The organism is Psychrobacter sp. Ps7 (assembly GCF_022129225.1).
In the GTDB taxonomy this organism is placed as follows: domain Bacteria; phylum Pseudomonadota; class Gammaproteobacteria; order Pseudomonadales; family Moraxellaceae; genus Psychrobacter; species Psychrobacter immobilis_A.
Window position 1 is genome coordinate 88,661 of record NZ_JADQAH010000007.1, and the last position, 15,649, is coordinate 104,309.

A 15,649-nucleotide genomic window follows, 5' to 3' on the forward strand; every position below is an offset into this window, starting at 1 on the left:
TATTTTTTATTATTTAAAACTTGTTATGATGAATAGTCATTGTAACAAACTAACGTTAGATAGCTAGTAACCCTACAAGTCTTATATCTAACACTAAAACAGTTGATATTAAAACTTATAGGGATAAGCAGCGGAAAGTTGATTTAACTGCTTTCTCTAGTTGACTGCGTTACTAGTTTCATATTTGACAAGCTATACTATAGACAAGGAAGAGAAGGAAAGTTATGACCAAGGAAATAACTGCACCTCTACCTTTTCCCCTGCTACGACATTGCCGGATTCTTGGGCTAGCACAATCAAACTATTAGCATTACTGAGCTGTTTAATACGATGAGACTGCTGGTTGGCAAAACTGGTCACTTGTAAGTTACCATTATCATCCTGCGACAAGACACCGCGTTGAAAATCTTTGCGACCTACTGACTTCTTAATATTACCTTGTAGAGTTGCTCGCACCTTTAAGGTCATCGGTAAATCATTAGTGCGTACGCCTGATAGACGCCATAGCGCCGGAATAACTAACTGTAAAGTGCCAACCACAGTAGATAAAGGATTACCCGGTAAGCCAAAATATAATACGGGCTTATCAAGGTCTTTACTTAACTCACCAAACACAAAAGGCTTGCCTGGTTTCATGGCTACTTTATAGTGGTTTATTTGCCCTAATTTTTCAATGACGGCGGTTAAAAAATCATAGTCGCCTACTGAAACCCCAGCGGTAGAAATCAGCACATCGCAGTCATGCATGGCTTCAGTAACGGCAGCAGTCGTCTTATCCAAATTATCAGGGATAATGCCATAGTCATGAATAATCACTGGCAAGCCAGACAACATACTTTTAAGTGTTGGCGTATTAGAATTATAAATCTGTGCCAAGTTATTGATTGGCTCACCTAAAGCAACCAACTCATCACCAGTAGCCAATAGCCCAACGACTAAGGGTTTATAGATGTCGACTTTATCAACGCCCAAATTGGCAAGCAAGCTAATATCAGCAGGGTTCAAACGTTTACCTGCAGTTAATACCACCTCACCTGACTCAATCTCTTCACCTTGTTTGCGAATATGCTCATCGACTACAACCGTTTGAGATAAGGTGATTGAATAGGTTTTTGATTTATCAAGTGACTCTCTAATATCTAAAAAATTGGTGTTTTCTTGCATGATGACCGTATCACAGCTGTCAGGAACTACCGCACCGGTAAAGATACGTACACCTTGTCCAGCTTGTAGATTGCCAGTGAACGGTTTACCTGCTTGCGACTCACCTATAATATCGATAGTTCCATTTTTGCTAAGGTCACTACCAGCAGCAACACTGTAGCCATCCATCGCCGATAGGTTGTTTCTAGGAATCGTAAAAGGCGATACTATCTCTTGCGCAAGTATATGATTTTGACTGTCTAGCAGGTCACACGTTTGCGTTGCTCTTTTTACTATAGGAAAGTCATCTTGATTATAGCTTTGAATACGCTGGGTTATATACTGCTGAAGTTGTTCAAGGGTAATCATTGGCTTTATACTCACTTATACTTAATGCTATACAAAATTAATGTTACGCAGGTTAAGACTGTCATGTATTTATTTAAGACACCCATTATGCACAAACTAGCTAATCACTAACTCACTATGCTCTCTAGTGCTGCTCTATCTTCTATAACAAACTGCTCTACTAAAGCAGCAAGTGCAGGATAAATATCTGTTTGCACATTAATCTTTTGACAGTATGCAGTGAACTGCGGTAGCCAATTAAGTAAAGCACTATCAAGAAAATCGATTTGTTCTTGTACCGTGTTGAGCATATCAAGCTGCTGCTCAATAGCTTTATTAATCCATAAGCTCATAACGATAAAATAGACACTTAAATGATCATTCGGTTCACGAAATTCAGGATGTAGGCTTAATTGCTGGCTATCAAGGAAGCGCATCATATGAGCAGCAGGTTTGCCATAAAGATGTTTATCGCTGCTCAGATAATAAGAAGCGTAAGGCGGTGCACTATCATCACCACTGAGTAAGAATATCTGCGCAAAATCTGCGGCAAGCTCAATGGCACGATGCTCTTGTGGGAATTGCTGCAAATTATCAATGGCAGCTTTGACGCGATTACTGTGTTGCTCAAGTCCGAGATTAACAAATACCTTGTGAATACTATCGTAAGCTTTATTCTGTTGCCATTCACCTAAGGTTGCTGAGGTAAGCTCACGCGCGAAAATATCTGCAAACCAACGATAAAGTGCAGAACGTGCCGGATTAGCAGCTTGCCATTCTTCAAAGAAGTTCATTTTATCTTCAGTTATGTTCATTTTATATCCAATTTAAAATATTTTTATGTGTTATTGGCAGTTGCTTCTATTAATTAACACATTTATTAAATAGCAGTTTTATTTTTATATGATAATGGCATTAAGCACCACATTAGAACAGATCATCTATATAAATAAATAAATGCCTTTGTAAGTTACACATGCTATTTACATCGCATACGGCTTACAAAGGCACTTTTTATCACTTACTATTCCAAACTAAACTAACCCATTTGGGATAATGCAGCAACACTACCATCTGGATTGACATACTTTGGACCACCGAAAGAAGTCACTGCTGGTGCTTTACCAACAAATTTCTCCATCTCGACGATACAAGTATTGGCACTAGGCGCTTGTGCAAGACTTGAGGTACCGATATCAATGGTTAACGTATTAGGGTCACCATACGTATCTAGCGCACCGATTTCAGGGCCAGTAGGTCCATACCATGCACCCTCTTGTATACGAATGATACCAGGTGGGAAGTTATCAGAAATTACCGCACCTGCTAACAACTGACCACGATCATTAAAAACGCGCACAATATCACCATCTTTGATACCACGAGCTTTTGCATCTTCAGGTCCCATATAGCAAGGTTCACGACCTTGCACAGTATAGGTTGCACGACGCTCTTCAGACTCACAAGTTTGTGAATGTAGACGGGTATCTGGATGCACTGATTGTAGCCATAGTGGATGCTTATCTGAACCAGGACCACCGTGTGAGCGTTCGATTTTCTCCATCCAAGTAGGATGGCCCTTGCAGTCATCATAACCATAACTGGCAATTTTTCGGCTGCTTATCTCAATAAAACCTGATGGTGTACCAAGTGCATTGACTTCAGGATCTTCAAGGAAATCAGCATGTCTTGTCCAGTTTTCACCCTCTGGGAATAGCACGTAGCCTTTTTTCCAAAATTCAGAAAATTCCGGCATAAAAAAGTCTTTTTTCAAGTTATCCGCACGGCACTCTTCGTAGATTTGCTCAATCCACTGCATCTCATTCATATTACGGCTATATTCGATTTCACGATTCATGCGCTTGGTTAGTTCATACCAAATATCAAAGTCTGACTTAGAATGATAAAGCGGGTCAATCAGCTTGTGCATGGCAATAACGCCACGATTACTATAGGTACCGTAAGCATCAATATCATTACGCTCATAAGGCGTACATGCTGGCAGTACAATGTCAGCAAAACGACAGGTAGCCGTCCAGTTATAGTCGACCGCAACGACTGTCTCAACTTTGCGGTACGCCTCCTTCATGCGATTGCGCTGCTGATGGCGATGCCATTGGTTACAGCCTGAAAAAATACCCATTTTATAAGGCGGAAGGGTAACTTTATGACCGTTAAAGTCAATCTCTTTACCCGGCTCAAGTAAGCAATCAATAGCGCGCGCGACTGGTATGACAGAGCTATAACCATTAAAGTCTTCGTTATCGTGCTTAGGTTTACGGCCCGTATCGAGGTTTAGTGGGAAAGCACCCGGCATAGAAGCACCTGAAGCTGGTACACCCGATGAGCTATAGTGGTGCGAATAACTAATACCACCACCCGGCTGACCAAACTGACCAAGCATAGCAGCGATAATCGCTCCCATCCAATAAGGTTGCTCACCATGTTGTTGACGCTGAATCGCCCATCCGAAAATAAGCTGGGTACGGTTCTTTGCCATTTTGCGGGTAAGCTCACGGATACGGTCCGCTTTGATACCACAAATCTTTTCTGCCCACTCTGGGGTTCTCTCAATTTTATCTTCAGTTTTCCCCATCACATAAGGAATAAACTCTTCGAAGCCGAGAGTATAGACATCAATGAATTTTTTATCATAAAGCTTTTCGGTATATAGCGTATGCGCAATAGCCAGCATAAACGCCACATCAGTATGTGGGTTAACATATTGATGATCACACTCTAGATAGTTCTGAGTTTTACTTTTGACCGGGTCAATACAGATAACCTCAATCTCTTTATTTCTAACTTTAGTACGTAATTTTTCTAAGTACTCATAAGATTCATGAGTTTCTGTATTCCAGCCAACTTGTAAGTTTTTGACGGGGTCATTCGCCCACATAACGATGACTTTTGAATTTTCTAAAATCAGCGGCCATGATGTACCTTGTGAATACACCTCAGTCGAACCTAACACGTAAGGCATAATAACTTGACCGGCACCCGTTGAATAATCCCCTGCTGTACCTACACTACGGCCGTGCATCGCCACAGCGCGTAGCATATGGTTACCACAACTGTGGATCTGTCCTACTGACCGCCAGCCGACGTTAGCCGTATGCAACGCCCAAGGACCATAGTCCTTTTGAATACGCTCAAGCTCTTCATAGACCATGTCTAAAGCAGCATCCCAACCGACGCGTACGAAACGGTTATCACCGCGCTGTGTAGTATCACTTTTATGACGGTTTTTATACCAGTCAACCCGAACCATAGGATAACGTACCCGTGATGGGCTATAAATAATCCCATGTACCCCCTGCAAAATATCGGTCGGGAACTGATCAAACTCAAAGGGCTGCACTTCAACGAGTTTGTCACCCTGAACATTGGCACGGAAGGCACCCCAGTGAGCACCGGACATTTTCCAGCCACTCAAATCAGGCTTTTTCCCAGTCTTACCAGTAACGATACTGTTATCGGCAAGTAGTGACGTCGGTAACAAGGCGGTACCCGTTAAAGCAGCTAGTGACTTGAGAAAGCGTCTGCGATTGATGTTTTTCATAATATGTCTCTCTAATTATTTTCTCTAGTTACGGTCTAGCACCTTGGAACGTATTTTCAGGCGAACCACTACCTTGAGGGTTCTTTCTAAAGTCTGATGAGTGCAGTTGTAGATATTTTAAGACCATAGCTGCACTATCATTGTCTAAGTTAGTAAACCCTACCATTCCACTAAATAGGCCTGGCCATTGGTTGGCATCGTGTCCACTTGGATCTGGTTGACGGTGGCAAGTACTACAGCTATCACTATACGTCTGGCTAGCAATGTCCCAAGCCGGCTCGATACTCTCCATGAGGCCTCCTTCGGCAACCCAGAACTGAGCCTTCACTTTTTGCCATTCAAGACCAGTGAGTGGATCTTCTTTCAGCTCGCCTTTTGTAATTAAACTCTCATCACTAGCTAAGTCTTTTTCGATAATGGCATCAGGAATATTTAGACCAAAGTTGGTATACCATACACGACCAAAGCCTTTGTTTTTGCGCCACATATCCAGCTCAATTTGTACTCCACCATCTTTGTGCGCCAATACTTTAACGGGTGCAGCAATTTCTATACTACCTGCTTTAGTCTTTCTATCATCTGAGGTATATAAATCTTGCGGTACAATGTTGTAATAGTTTTGACCATCTTTAATTTTGGTACTTCTTGCTTCAGACAATAGCGAATCAAATGCTGGATTGTGCATACCTTCAGTATTCGGTAACTCGTGCGCAATCCCTTTGTGACAATCAAGACAGCTAGCATCACGTTCAGCCGCACTACGCATAATCATTTGTGAGGTGACACGCATTTTATCAAAATCCATGCTGTCGTAATCATGGCAAGTGCGACACTCTTTAGAATCGTTGGCTTTGAAGCGGCCCCACTCACGTTGTGCTAATACCACACGATGATCAAGAAATTTTTCTCGAGTACCAATGTCACCCATTAGTTGTGACAGTACTTCACGTGAGGCTTGCATTTTACGCGCAACTTTAGCCGTAAAGTCATGGGGTACGTGACAATCTGAACACTCTGCCCTAACGCCAGTACGGTTCTTAAAATGCACAGTTTTCTTGAGCTCGGGTAACATGTTATCACCCATCGTATGGCAAGAAGTACAGAACTCTTCGGTGTTGGTTGCTTGCATACCAGCATTAAATCCTGCCCAGAACCAAACTCCACCCGCAAAGCCTATGATGACGAGAAGACCCAATCCGATTTTTGCAGAAGGTTTAAAAAGAAGACGACGCAGCCAGTTAAATAGGCTTTTGATTGCATTCATGATTGCTTTCATGATGATTCCTTACTGTATTTCATAGCCATTTAGATTTCATACAATTTGGGCGGTTATTTGTCCACTTTTTGCGTGAAAATAATAGAGATTAGCGATTGGACAATATTAGTTACTGACGGGACGCGAGTTAATAAACTTAAGAAGGGGGTCCCCAGAACAACATTTGACCGAACCAAATGATGAAACCATAAGCGCAAAGGAATAACAGGGCTATAAATGGCAAGGCAACAAAAGCCATAATTAGAGCGCTGAGCCACTCGCGTCTAACTGGTTGCTGTTGGGTTTGTAATGGTTGTTCAGGTTGCATAGGTCACCTCTAAATATATTCACGCTGGCTAACAAGTAGTAAAAAAGTAATATTCAAAGCAAGTTTCATAAGAATTATGAGACTAAATTAGCCGTTATTCTTATTTTTAAATGGGCGATAAGTTTTTTTTATAGGTGTATTGTCTATTAATTTTTAACCTAGATATTGCTTGATATAGATAAACTAAAACTGAAAGTTGTTTATATCCTTACTAAAGATAATGATAACATAAAAACCCTATTTTTAGTAAGGAATATAGTTAAGTCTTTATAAAATCGATACAGCCCATATCATGAAACAGTTTAGGTAGATTATTCTCCATCCATCCTTGGCGCAGAAACTTAGCCTGTGCCCATTTCTTTTCAATGGGGTTTAGATCAGGACTGTATGGTGGCAGCCAAAGAATACGATGACCATGTCTGTTGAGTAGTTTTTGGATACGCTTGCTCTTATGAAACCTGGCATTATCCATGACAATCACGCATTTAGTCTTGAGACTTGGAATTAGCGTGAACTTGCACCAGTCATAAAGTATATGGCTGTTGATATTCTGTTCAAAATAGTCCAGCGCAAACAGCATCTTTTCATACAGAGCACCGATAACATTAGTGCGCTTTTTTGCTTGCCAGTTGTAGCTGTCGATACAGGGTTTGCCTATTGGTGAGTATCCGTAAGGTCTTATAGTTTCCGACTCAAAGCCGCTTTCATCCATATACACAATGGGATAGCCTTGCTGCGTAAAGCTATCAAGCTTACTCTGATAAGCCGCCCTTTTTATCAGGCATGCTTTTGGATGTTCTAAGGTCTTTTTTTTGACTGATACCAATACGCTTTAAAGCATTGAAGATACCTGTTTTACTACAGTTCAAGCGACGAGCTCTTTCGTAGTTATAATCATCGAGATATCTTTTTACGTCTTCAATCAAGGCGTCATCAGGTATTTTAGTCGGTGCTTTATTTCTGGTGGTTTTAGGAGCTAAATTCTGCTGCCAACTATGAATGGTGCTGGTACTAAGTCCATAAAAAAGCGCAGCTTCTCGAATGGTCATGCCATCAGCGATGCTAGAAAGTACCTGTTTGCGATAGTCTATTGAATAAGTCATCGTTTATTTCATTAAATGCAATTGTTAAAAGTATTGTATCGATTTTATTTGGATTAGACTACAAGCTTAGTTCAGCCTAAAACTGTAGAACGAATCTTTAATTTCAATAAACCTTTAAACATAAGAGAAAAACGGGTGTTATAAGGCAGACCAAGCTTTATTATTTCCTGAATTTTCATACTATCTTACATACAGAAAAGCCCCGAGATTATCGGGGCTTTCAAAGATTAAAAAATCTCTAATTAACAATAGCAGTTAGCTTTAGAACTTAAGGTACTTGCTGATTGATTTCAATATTTACTTGTTGCTGGTCACTTTTTAGCAAAACTGGATTAGAGGATAAATCACCAGATGCGGAAATAGCATTACCAGAATGGCTAATGCGAGCAGTCACAACCAGCTGCTCACCTGATGCGCGAGCAGGTTGTAAAGTTCTATCAGCCATCATCGCGTCTAGATTACTTAGGCTTAAACTGATATTACCTTGCTTTAAATTGCTAATCGGTATTCGTTTTGCCGCATAGGGAGGCCCACCTGCAGCGGCGCGAATAGCGACAAACAACACATCATCAGCGGTTATCAAAGGTAGTAACTTAGCATTTACAGTGACTGATACATCGACACCTTCAGCAGCTTGCGCTTGTTGCCTGATAATATTGGCTGTTAACTCGTCCAAGCCAGTAAGCGCATGCATATCATCGCTCGGATTTTGCTCCATACGTTGACGCATTTTAGCTATCCAGCCTTGTGCCTGCTCATAGTTACCTGCTTTCGCCTCGCCCCTTGCCATCAACATCTGTGCTGCCTCGTTCTCAGGGTCGCCTTTCAAGATGTCCTCCAAGACTCGACGGGTCTCGATATCAAGACTGCCACCATTTGCTAAAAAATTTAACTGCGCATACTCTGCCGCAATATTCTTATCATCAGGAGACAGCCAATAAGCTCTCGATAATGCCTCTAAAGCCGATTCCGGCTCTTCAAAAGATAAAAATATTTCTGATAATACCATCCAACGATAAGAATCATCAGCATTACGATGGACATTGGTCTGGATAGTCGTGAACAGCCCTGCACCATCTTCAAAAGCCCATTCTGGCAGCACATCAATCTTGCCGGACAGCAGTTCCTCAGACACGTCGCCAACCTTATCTTGTGCGCGCCATAAGTCAAACACATCACTACGATCGCTGAAAAGTACATAAGCACATATCGCCAATACTGGCACAGAGACTATCAGTGCCAACTGTCCTTTTAGACTAGGTAGCTTCATGGGCATTGCGGTTTGTTCAGCATCTAATAGTTGACGCTCAAGTTCTGTTTTTTGAGTGATATATTGAACATCGTCTACAGTACCTGCTTCTTCATCAGCAGCAAGCTCACGCAATCTGGACTTATACACATCAATATTTAGATCAATGAGCCGATTATCTACAGGCTCAGACACCTCTTTGCTTGAGCGCAACCACGGTACGACAACCATCAGTGCGGCTAATAGAGCAACTAATAGGCTTAAAACAATAAATATGACAAGAGTAGAAAACACAGTCATAAGGAATCTCCTTTATCGCGTGTTTGCATATTAGATTTGGGTTTGGACGTTTTAAGATTGGAGGGTTTAGTCTCAGTTGGGTTAGCTTTGGCGGTCGTTGTCTTACCTGATGCTTCCCGACTGGCTAACAGTCTATCTAGCGCTGCCTGCTCTTTAGCCGTTAATGAACTATTTATATCTGCATTCGGCATAATGGGACGTTTATGAGGCGCTTTACTACGAGTATGATTGCGCCAAAACCAGCCACCCAGTATTAAGATTAATAACAGGGGTGGAAAGAACCAAAGTATCCATGTCGATGGACGTACTGGTGGACTATAGCTAATAAAGTCTCCATAGCGCTCTTGCATGTACTGACGAATCTCAGCATCCGAGCGACCATCTTTCACCATATCATAAGTTTTTTGCTTTAAATCTTGCGCGATAGGCGCATCAGAACTTGCTAAATTCTGATTTTGGCATTTTGGGCAACGAAACTCATCAATTAAGCCGCGGTACTGCGCTTCTTGCTGTTTTGAATCAAAGTCATAAACCTCGATAGCTGCATGACTCAGGTTTGTCGCTCCTATTAATAAGGTAAAAAGCACAAAAACTGGGATTAACACTAGTCTGTAAAATAATGAGGTGTTAGCGTTCATTGGCAAACCTCTTCAACTTGGGTAGATGCTATTTTTTCACCAGTAACCTCTTGTTGTAGAAACTTTAAACAAGGGTTAATCCGACTTTGCCAATTCTCTTCATTGACTTCACCAACGATATGCTGACGAATAATGCCCTTACTATCAACGACGAAAGTCTCAGGAGCGCCAGTCAAACCTAAATCCAAGGCAAACTGACCAGAATAGTCTTGCACAGACATCAAATACGGATCGCCAAGCTCATTAAGATAATTAAGCGCATCACCAATCTCGTCTTTATAGTTCACACCGACCGTATGGACGCCACGCTTCTTTAGCTCTAAAAAGAAAGGGTGTTCATACACACAAGTCGGACACCATGAGCCCCAAATATTGATTAAATAAGGAGATGTTGGCATTTGTGAGTCTGTCACCATGAGACTGGTATCAGACAATAGTGGCAACTCAAAAGTTGGTACTGGACGTTCGAGTGCTGTATTGGTCACGATTTCCGTCGGTTTACCCAGTCTAAAAAAAAGCATAATAATGAAACCAATAAACACGATAAGCGGAATCAAAAACCACAGTTTAAGTTGTTTACTTTCCATAATCTTAGCGCTCCTCTACTGACTGAGTAACTGAACTATTAACTGATTTTACCCCAGTCTTTATATCTATAGGCCTGTCTTCATAGATACCATAGTCAAGATCATCTTCTAAAATTTTGGAATACTTCCTAGGTTTGATGCGATAACGAGGATCTAACATCGATATCACTACACCGAGTACCATGATAATAGAACCCAGCCAAATCCAGCGAATAAGGGGTTTGACATAGATGCGGATGGCCCACTGATTACTGTCTTCAGCGATAGGTTCACCTAACGCAACATATAGATCTCGGCTTAGTCGGTCATCAATTGCAGCTTCGGTCATCGGCATCATACTCACCACGTAAGTACGTTTTTGTGGCCACAATGTCGTAACCGATTGACCATCTTTACTGACTAAGACTTCGGCTTCGGTCGCATCATAGTTACTGCCTTTGACCTCTGTAAAACTTTTAATCTCAAAATCATAACCTTGAACATGAACGCTGTCGCCGATACCCATAGCCACATCGGTTTCAATACTCATACTAGAGGTAAATGCCACACCTATCGCAGCGATTAATACGCCTACGTGGGCGGTCTGCATGCCCCAGTAACTACTTTTCAGACGTTTAATACCAGCCAGTCGAGTTTTAGCATTTTTGGTCTTATCTTTAATATCGACGAACATCCATGCCAATATCCATATACTCAACGCGACAGTCACCGCGATATTAAACATTGCTACTGGATAAACGAAATAGCTGATAATTGCACCCAGAATAGCACTACTAATACCAATAATCAGTGCCGGTCCAAGTAAAGGTCGACTGTCCTTCTTCCAACGAATATTCGAGCCCATGCCCATCGCGAGCATTAATAACCACGTTAGCGGTACAAATAAAGCATTAAAATAAGGCGCACCAACGGAGACTTGGCCTAAATTAAAGGCATCAGCAATGATAGGATACAAGGTACCAAGTAGGACGACTAAAGTCGCTATCAAGATAATGGCGTTATTGATGACTAAAAAAGACTCACGAGAGATCGCATGATATTGACTTTCAACAGTCAACTGCCAGCCACGCAGCGCAAACATAATTAATCCACCGCCGATGACTATCGCTAAAATAACTAAAATAACGAGACCTCGGGTTGGATCAGCTGCAAATGAATGCACAGAGGTAATAACGCCAGAGCGTACAAGGAAGGTACCTAGCAAACTCAGCGCAAAGGTAAAGATGGCCAGCATAATGGTCCATGCCTTAAAGACGCCACGCTTCTCAGTGACAGCCAATGAATGCAATAATGCCGTACCCGCCAGCCATGGCATCAAAGAAGCATTCTCCACTGGATCCCAAAACCACCAGCCACCCCAGCCAAGCTCATAATAAGCCCACCAAGAACCCAAAGCGATGCCTAGCGTTAAAAAACCCCAAGCCGCTTGAGTCCAAGGCCGCGACCAGCGTGCCCATACTGCATCCAGCCTCCCTGCCCACAATGCTGCCATACAAAAAGCAAAAGGCACGACCATGCCAACATAACCCATGTATAGCATTGGCGGGTGAATGATTAATCCAGGATCTTGTAGTACTGGATTTAAATCTACACCATCGACCATTAGATAAGGCAAGGTGCGATTAAACGGCGATGAGGTGAAAATAAGCATCGCTAACATCATCGTCTGCACGCCAGCCATAATAACCAACACCCGCGCACGCATAGATAATGGTAAACCGCGACTGAATAAGGAGACTAATGCCGCCCAAGTCGCCAGAATAGTCATCCATAACAATAACGAGCCTTCGTGACCACCCCAAGTCGCTGATACTCGGTAATACCACGGTAGCAAGCTGTTAGAATGTTGAGTTACATATTCTAGACTGAAGTCATTGTAATAAAACCCTGCCATCAATCCTACGAATGACAGCATCATCATAGAGAACTGTGCCCAAGCTAGACTCGGCGCTAACCGTTGCATAGCAACATTGTTATTTAATACACCCCATGTAGGTAATATCACTTGCAATATGGCGAGCACAAAGGCTACCAGCAAAGCAAAATATCCCAGCTCTGTGATTAGCATATATCTGACCTTATTTAATCGGCTTCGGTCATCATTAAGAGTGACCTAAAATTTAAAGTAGACTGATTGAAGTAGAGCTTAAAACCATTCTAACATTAATGATTTTTTTTTGATATTTACGTCTCAAGTCTTAGCCAAATTTATGCCGGTTTATCGAGACTAATAATGGCTTCAAGCCAGCATTTATGCGGAATGTTTGCATGTAAGCATCTTCTTATGAAGCAGTAGATTAAGACCTCAGAGTGCGTTAAGTGCGGAAGCCTACTCAATAAATTATCATTTGCGCTATTACTTTATTTATTTTAGGTAATCAGCGCTTACTTATATTCAGCCAACCATAAGACATGGCTCATTGACAGGTAGTTACGAATTTTTAACATAATTGTGCTGTAACTGATAAGGTAGCTACCCTTAATTGTTAGTATAGTTATATGATATTAATTAAACCTTATTGATTAGCATTTTATCTAACGGCATAACTTTAAAGGTTATTACCAACTAATTAGGCTAGAGAGCTGAGAGCATTATGAATATGATAAATAAAACTCTAAAAACTGCTACCATAATCCAACTATCCCCTGACAATAAGAAATCAAACACCACCCGTAGAAAATGGCTATTTGTCATACTAGCAACATCGGCATTAACATTAAGTGCTTGTGATAAAAAAGACGAATCAACGATGGAAGGTTCAGCTCTAGAGGTTGACTCACAAACATCAGAGCAAGAAGCAGCAGCTGAGATAGCTATGACCAATGAGCCCATGCATAGTAACCGAGAGGAAAGTGCTATTCTGCCAAGTAACGATATGCCTGAGAGTACTGGAGCAGTTTCCGAGGATGGTGCGATAGTCAGCGAAGATATGTCAAATGACGAGGTGGGTATTAACCGTAGTAATGATTCTGAAGTGTTAAATAGTGGTGAAACAGAAGAACCCGTCTCGACTTATTAAGATTGAAATTCTCAGGATATATCAGAGACCAATTTATTTGAATCAGAGAACTAGATAATAAAATCTAAGCCCCACTATCTACTGAAAGTCTAGAGTAAGCATCTAAAGGATAGTAAGTTTGGTGTCGTCCATTTAATTTGCTTATCTTAGCCAGTGAATCAGCTATCAAAGAGAGGTACTTGGCGTGTTTAAGTAGTGCTAGCTACTTTCTGATATCTCATTTCCTGAGACTAAATCGTTATTTCGTTCATTCTTAATTAATATTTTTGCTAAGAGTAAACCCAGCTCAAACAATAACCACATAGGAATCGCCAACAACAGCATTGATACGCCATCAGGCGGTGTCACTACCGCGGCGATCCCAAAACAGCCGACTATAATATAACGACGCTTATCTTCTAGACTCTGAGTAGAAACGATTCCGGCCATTATCAGTAGTAACGTGACCACTGGAATCTCAAAAGTCAGTCCAAACACCATAAACAATTTGAGCGCAAAGCTCAGATAACTGTCAATATCGGTCATTGGTATAACGTTCTGCGGAGCGAACATAATAAAAAATTTCAATACCCCTTTGAGTACGACAAAGTAGGAAAAAGCAACACCAGCATAAAATAGAAATATCGAAGATAGCAGTACAGGAATGGCAATTTTCTTCTCTTTTTTATATAAGCCGGAGGCTACAAATGACCAAATTTGATACAGGATATAAGGCATCGCTAAAAATGCGGCGACGAATATCGTTAAGCGAATGGGTGCCATAAAGTTTGACGTTATGTCGGTGGCAATCATGGTCGAATTGAGGGGTAGCTGCGCCACTAATGGGTCTGATAAAAGATTATAAAGCTCGCGTGAAAACCCTACCAATGCTAAAAATATAATTAAAACGGCAACGCATATTTTTATTAAGTGTGCGCGCAGCTCGATTAAGTGTTCAGTGATAGGCATATCGCCAAGCGTACCTAATGTATCTCCAGACCCATTATTCTGTGTTGTATCTGTTGTCGCTTCAAACTCTGAATCTGCTATCTTTTCTTGTCGACTTTTTTGCCGTTTAAATAGGCTCACTGATCCGCCTCCTGTTTAATTAGCGAGGAGGAAGTATTCGGTTGATGGTCTTTATCATAAGAGGTGATTGGCTCATGTGAAGCGTCTAAGCTTTGGTTCTGCGAATGCTCAAATTTTTGCATACTGCCGCGCATTTCCGCCATTTCACGCTTCATATCCGACTCAGTCTGACGGATTCTTGCAAGTTCATTTTGCATTTGTTGACGCGTTTCAGCTAGATCAAGCTCAGCCTCTATTTCAGACTGTAGTGTTGATACTATACGACGCATTTTGGCATACCATTGCCCAGCGGTACGTGCGGCCTGTGGCAGCTTCTCTGGGCCCAATACGATTAAAGCAATGACGCCAAACAAGAGTAGTTCGGAAAAACCAATATCAAACATAACAGTCACACATATTAATAAACTACTTAGTGCCGCTATTTATAAGCGGCGCGCTTCATACTTTAGGCTGATCATCAGTGATAATAGGGCTAATTTCCATATCATCAGCCTGATTACCTACACGCGTATTCAAGTCATTACTTGCAGCTGGCGCACTATTTTCATGGCTAAGCACACGATTTTTGCGAGCATTCTCGGTTTCTTCATCTTTGATCGCTTCTTTAAAGCCCTTCACCGCACCGCCTAAATCTTTACCTGCATTTTTAAGCTTGGCAGTACCAAATACGACTACCACTACGACCAATAAAATCAGCCAATGTGTAATAGAAAAACTGCCCATAACGGGATCCTTTCATTTTAAGATATTGATTAGACCAATATCTATAAGTGTGCTTTAGAAATCTCCTCCTCATACTAACATCACAGCTTCAAGCAGTACAATCACAGCGTCTCTTTCTTTAAACTCTAGTGGCATAATAAAATTGGATAGCTGCTAAGAGATAACGTCTGGGGATTGAAGCAGAATCAGCGGCAACTTAAAGTGGCTGAAGAGGAACGAGAGATATTAAAAAAAAGCCACAGCATACTTTGCAAAGCACAGCTAGTAAAGTATAGTCAGTTCAAAATAAAACTGTTATGGCCAGGGCAAATATCATAAAACAATT

The 15,649-nt window shown here is 41.4% G+C and carries 15 protein-coding genes; 1 reads left to right on the forward strand and 14 read right to left on the reverse strand.

The window, feature by feature from the left end:
- Positions 1–222: 222 nt before the first annotated feature.
- The 11 genes from glp to I3257_RS04490 all read right to left on the reverse strand — a co-directional run bounded on the left by glp (position 223) and on the right by I3257_RS04490 (position 12,581).
- A complete protein-coding gene (gene glp, locus I3257_RS04440) occupies positions 223–1,512 on the reverse strand; it encodes a gephyrin-like molybdotransferase Glp (protein WP_201547039.1) in 1,290 nt (429 codons plus the stop codon).
- Between the two features lie 107 nt (positions 1,513–1,619).
- Entirely contained in the window at positions 1,620–2,306 is a 687-nt protein-coding gene (torD, locus tag I3257_RS04445; protein WP_227679518.1) for a molecular chaperone TorD, read from the reverse strand.
- A gap of 224 nt (positions 2,307–2,530) precedes the next feature.
- Positions 2,531–5,053, reverse strand: coding sequence for a trimethylamine-N-oxide reductase TorA (gene torA / locus I3257_RS04450; protein WP_201547011.1), 2,523 nt, complete (start codon positions 5,051–5,053; stop codon positions 2,531–2,533).
- A 28-nt stretch (positions 5,054–5,081) separates the two neighbouring features.
- Positions 5,082–6,329 carry a pentaheme c-type cytochrome TorC gene (gene torC, locus I3257_RS04455; protein WP_238048934.1) on the reverse strand — a complete coding sequence of 416 codons (1,248 nt, stop codon included), beginning with the start codon at positions 6,327–6,329 and terminating at the stop codon, positions 5,082–5,084.
- A gap of 136 nt (positions 6,330–6,465) precedes the next feature.
- Entirely contained in the window at positions 6,466–6,636 is a 171-nt protein-coding gene (locus I3257_RS14145) for a hypothetical protein (protein WP_201541825.1), read from the reverse strand.
- A 259-nt stretch (positions 6,637–6,895) separates the two neighbouring features.
- On the reverse strand, positions 6,896–7,462 hold the full coding sequence (locus tag I3257_RS04465) for an IS630 family transposase (RefSeq protein WP_238048935.1): 567 nt from the start codon (positions 7,460–7,462) through the stop codon (positions 6,896–6,898).
- Entirely contained in the window at positions 7,389–7,739 is a 351-nt protein-coding gene (locus I3257_RS04470; protein ID WP_238048936.1) for an IS630 transposase-related protein, read from the reverse strand. Before I3257_RS04470 ends, I3257_RS04465 begins: the two co-directional genes overlap by 74 nt.
- Before the next feature lie 268 nt (positions 7,740–8,007).
- Positions 8,008–9,288: a c-type cytochrome biogenesis protein CcmI gene (ccmI, locus tag I3257_RS04475; protein ID WP_238048937.1), complete on the reverse strand. Its 1,281-nt coding sequence runs from the start codon at positions 9,286–9,288 to the stop codon at positions 8,008–8,010.
- The gene (locus tag I3257_RS04480) at positions 9,285–9,926 is read right to left on the reverse strand and encodes a cytochrome c-type biogenesis protein (protein WP_238048938.1); all 642 of its coding nucleotides are present in this window, start codon (positions 9,924–9,926) and stop codon (positions 9,285–9,287) included. Before I3257_RS04480 ends, ccmI begins: the two co-directional genes overlap by 4 nt.
- On the reverse strand, positions 9,923–10,513 hold the full coding sequence (locus I3257_RS04485) for a DsbE family thiol:disulfide interchange protein (RefSeq protein WP_238048939.1): 591 nt from the start codon (positions 10,511–10,513) through the stop codon (positions 9,923–9,925). Before I3257_RS04485 ends, I3257_RS04480 begins: the two co-directional genes overlap by 4 nt.
- A 4-nt stretch (positions 10,514–10,517) precedes the next feature.
- Positions 10,518–12,581, reverse strand: a complete 2,064-nt coding sequence (locus I3257_RS04490) for a heme lyase CcmF/NrfE family subunit (protein ID WP_238048940.1) — start codon at positions 12,579–12,581, stop codon at positions 10,518–10,520.
- 532 nt (positions 12,582–13,113) lie between these two features.
- Between I3257_RS04490 and I3257_RS04495 the strand changes: the two genes are divergently transcribed.
- Positions 13,114–13,533: a hypothetical protein gene (locus tag I3257_RS04495; protein ID WP_238048941.1), complete on the forward strand. Its 420-nt coding sequence runs from the start codon at positions 13,114–13,116 to the stop codon at positions 13,531–13,533.
- A gap of 198 nt (positions 13,534–13,731) precedes the next feature.
- Here the strand turns inward: I3257_RS04495 and tatC are convergent, their stop codons facing one another.
- From tatC to tatA, 3 genes are read right to left on the reverse strand one after another with little or no spacing between them, the layout of a single operon-like run.
- On the reverse strand, positions 13,732–14,601 hold the full coding sequence (tatC, locus tag I3257_RS04500; protein WP_238048942.1) for a twin-arginine translocase subunit TatC: 870 nt from the start codon (positions 14,599–14,601) through the stop codon (positions 13,732–13,734).
- Positions 14,598–14,984 carry a Sec-independent protein translocase protein TatB gene (gene tatB, locus I3257_RS04505; protein WP_238048943.1) on the reverse strand — a complete coding sequence of 129 codons (387 nt, stop codon included), beginning with the start codon at positions 14,982–14,984 and terminating at the stop codon, positions 14,598–14,600. The genes tatC and tatB overlap by 4 nt, the downstream gene beginning before the upstream one ends.
- 55 nt (positions 14,985–15,039) lie before the next feature.
- Positions 15,040–15,324, reverse strand: coding sequence for a Sec-independent protein translocase subunit TatA (tatA, locus tag I3257_RS04510; protein WP_238048944.1), 285 nt, complete (start codon positions 15,322–15,324; stop codon positions 15,040–15,042).
- Positions 15,325–15,649: the final 325 nt, after the last annotated feature.

Excerpts from the sequence above, each read along its gene's own strand:
- glp (WP_201547039.1), bottom strand. The coding sequence starts at position 1,512 with ATGATTACCCTTGAACAACTTCAGCAGTATATAACCCAGCGTATTCAA.
- torD (WP_227679518.1), bottom strand. The coding sequence starts at position 2,306 with ATGAACATAACTGAAGATAAAATGAACTTCTTTGAAGAATGGCAAGCT.
- torA (WP_201547011.1), bottom strand. The coding sequence starts at position 5,053 with ATGAAAAACATCAATCGCAGACGCTTTCTCAAGTCACTAGCTGCTTTA.
- torC (WP_238048934.1), bottom strand. The coding sequence starts at position 6,329 with ATGAAAGCAATCATGAATGCAATCAAAAGCCTATTTAACTGGCTGCGT.
- I3257_RS14145 (WP_201541825.1), bottom strand. The coding sequence starts at position 6,636 with ATGCAACCTGAACAACCATTACAAACCCAACAGCAACCAGTTAGACGC.
- I3257_RS04470 (WP_238048936.1), bottom strand. The coding sequence starts at position 7,739 with ATGACTTATTCAATAGACTATCGCAAACAGGTACTTTCTAGCATCGCT.
- ccmI (WP_238048937.1), bottom strand. The coding sequence starts at position 9,288 with ATGACTGTGTTTTCTACTCTTGTCATATTTATTGTTTTAAGCCTATTA.
- I3257_RS04480 (WP_238048938.1), bottom strand. The coding sequence starts at position 9,926 with ATGAACGCTAACACCTCATTATTTTACAGACTAGTGTTAATCCCAGTT.
- I3257_RS04485 (WP_238048939.1), bottom strand. The coding sequence starts at position 10,513 with ATGGAAAGTAAACAACTTAAACTGTGGTTTTTGATTCCGCTTATCGTG.
- I3257_RS04490 (WP_238048940.1), bottom strand. The coding sequence starts at position 12,581 with ATGCTAATCACAGAGCTGGGATATTTTGCTTTGCTGGTAGCCTTTGTG.
- I3257_RS04495 (WP_238048941.1), top strand. The coding sequence starts at position 13,114 with ATGATAAATAAAACTCTAAAAACTGCTACCATAATCCAACTATCCCCT.
- tatB (WP_238048943.1), bottom strand. The coding sequence starts at position 14,984 with ATGTTTGATATTGGTTTTTCCGAACTACTCTTGTTTGGCGTCATTGCT.
- tatA (WP_238048944.1), bottom strand. The coding sequence starts at position 15,324 with ATGGGCAGTTTTTCTATTACACATTGGCTGATTTTATTGGTCGTAGTG.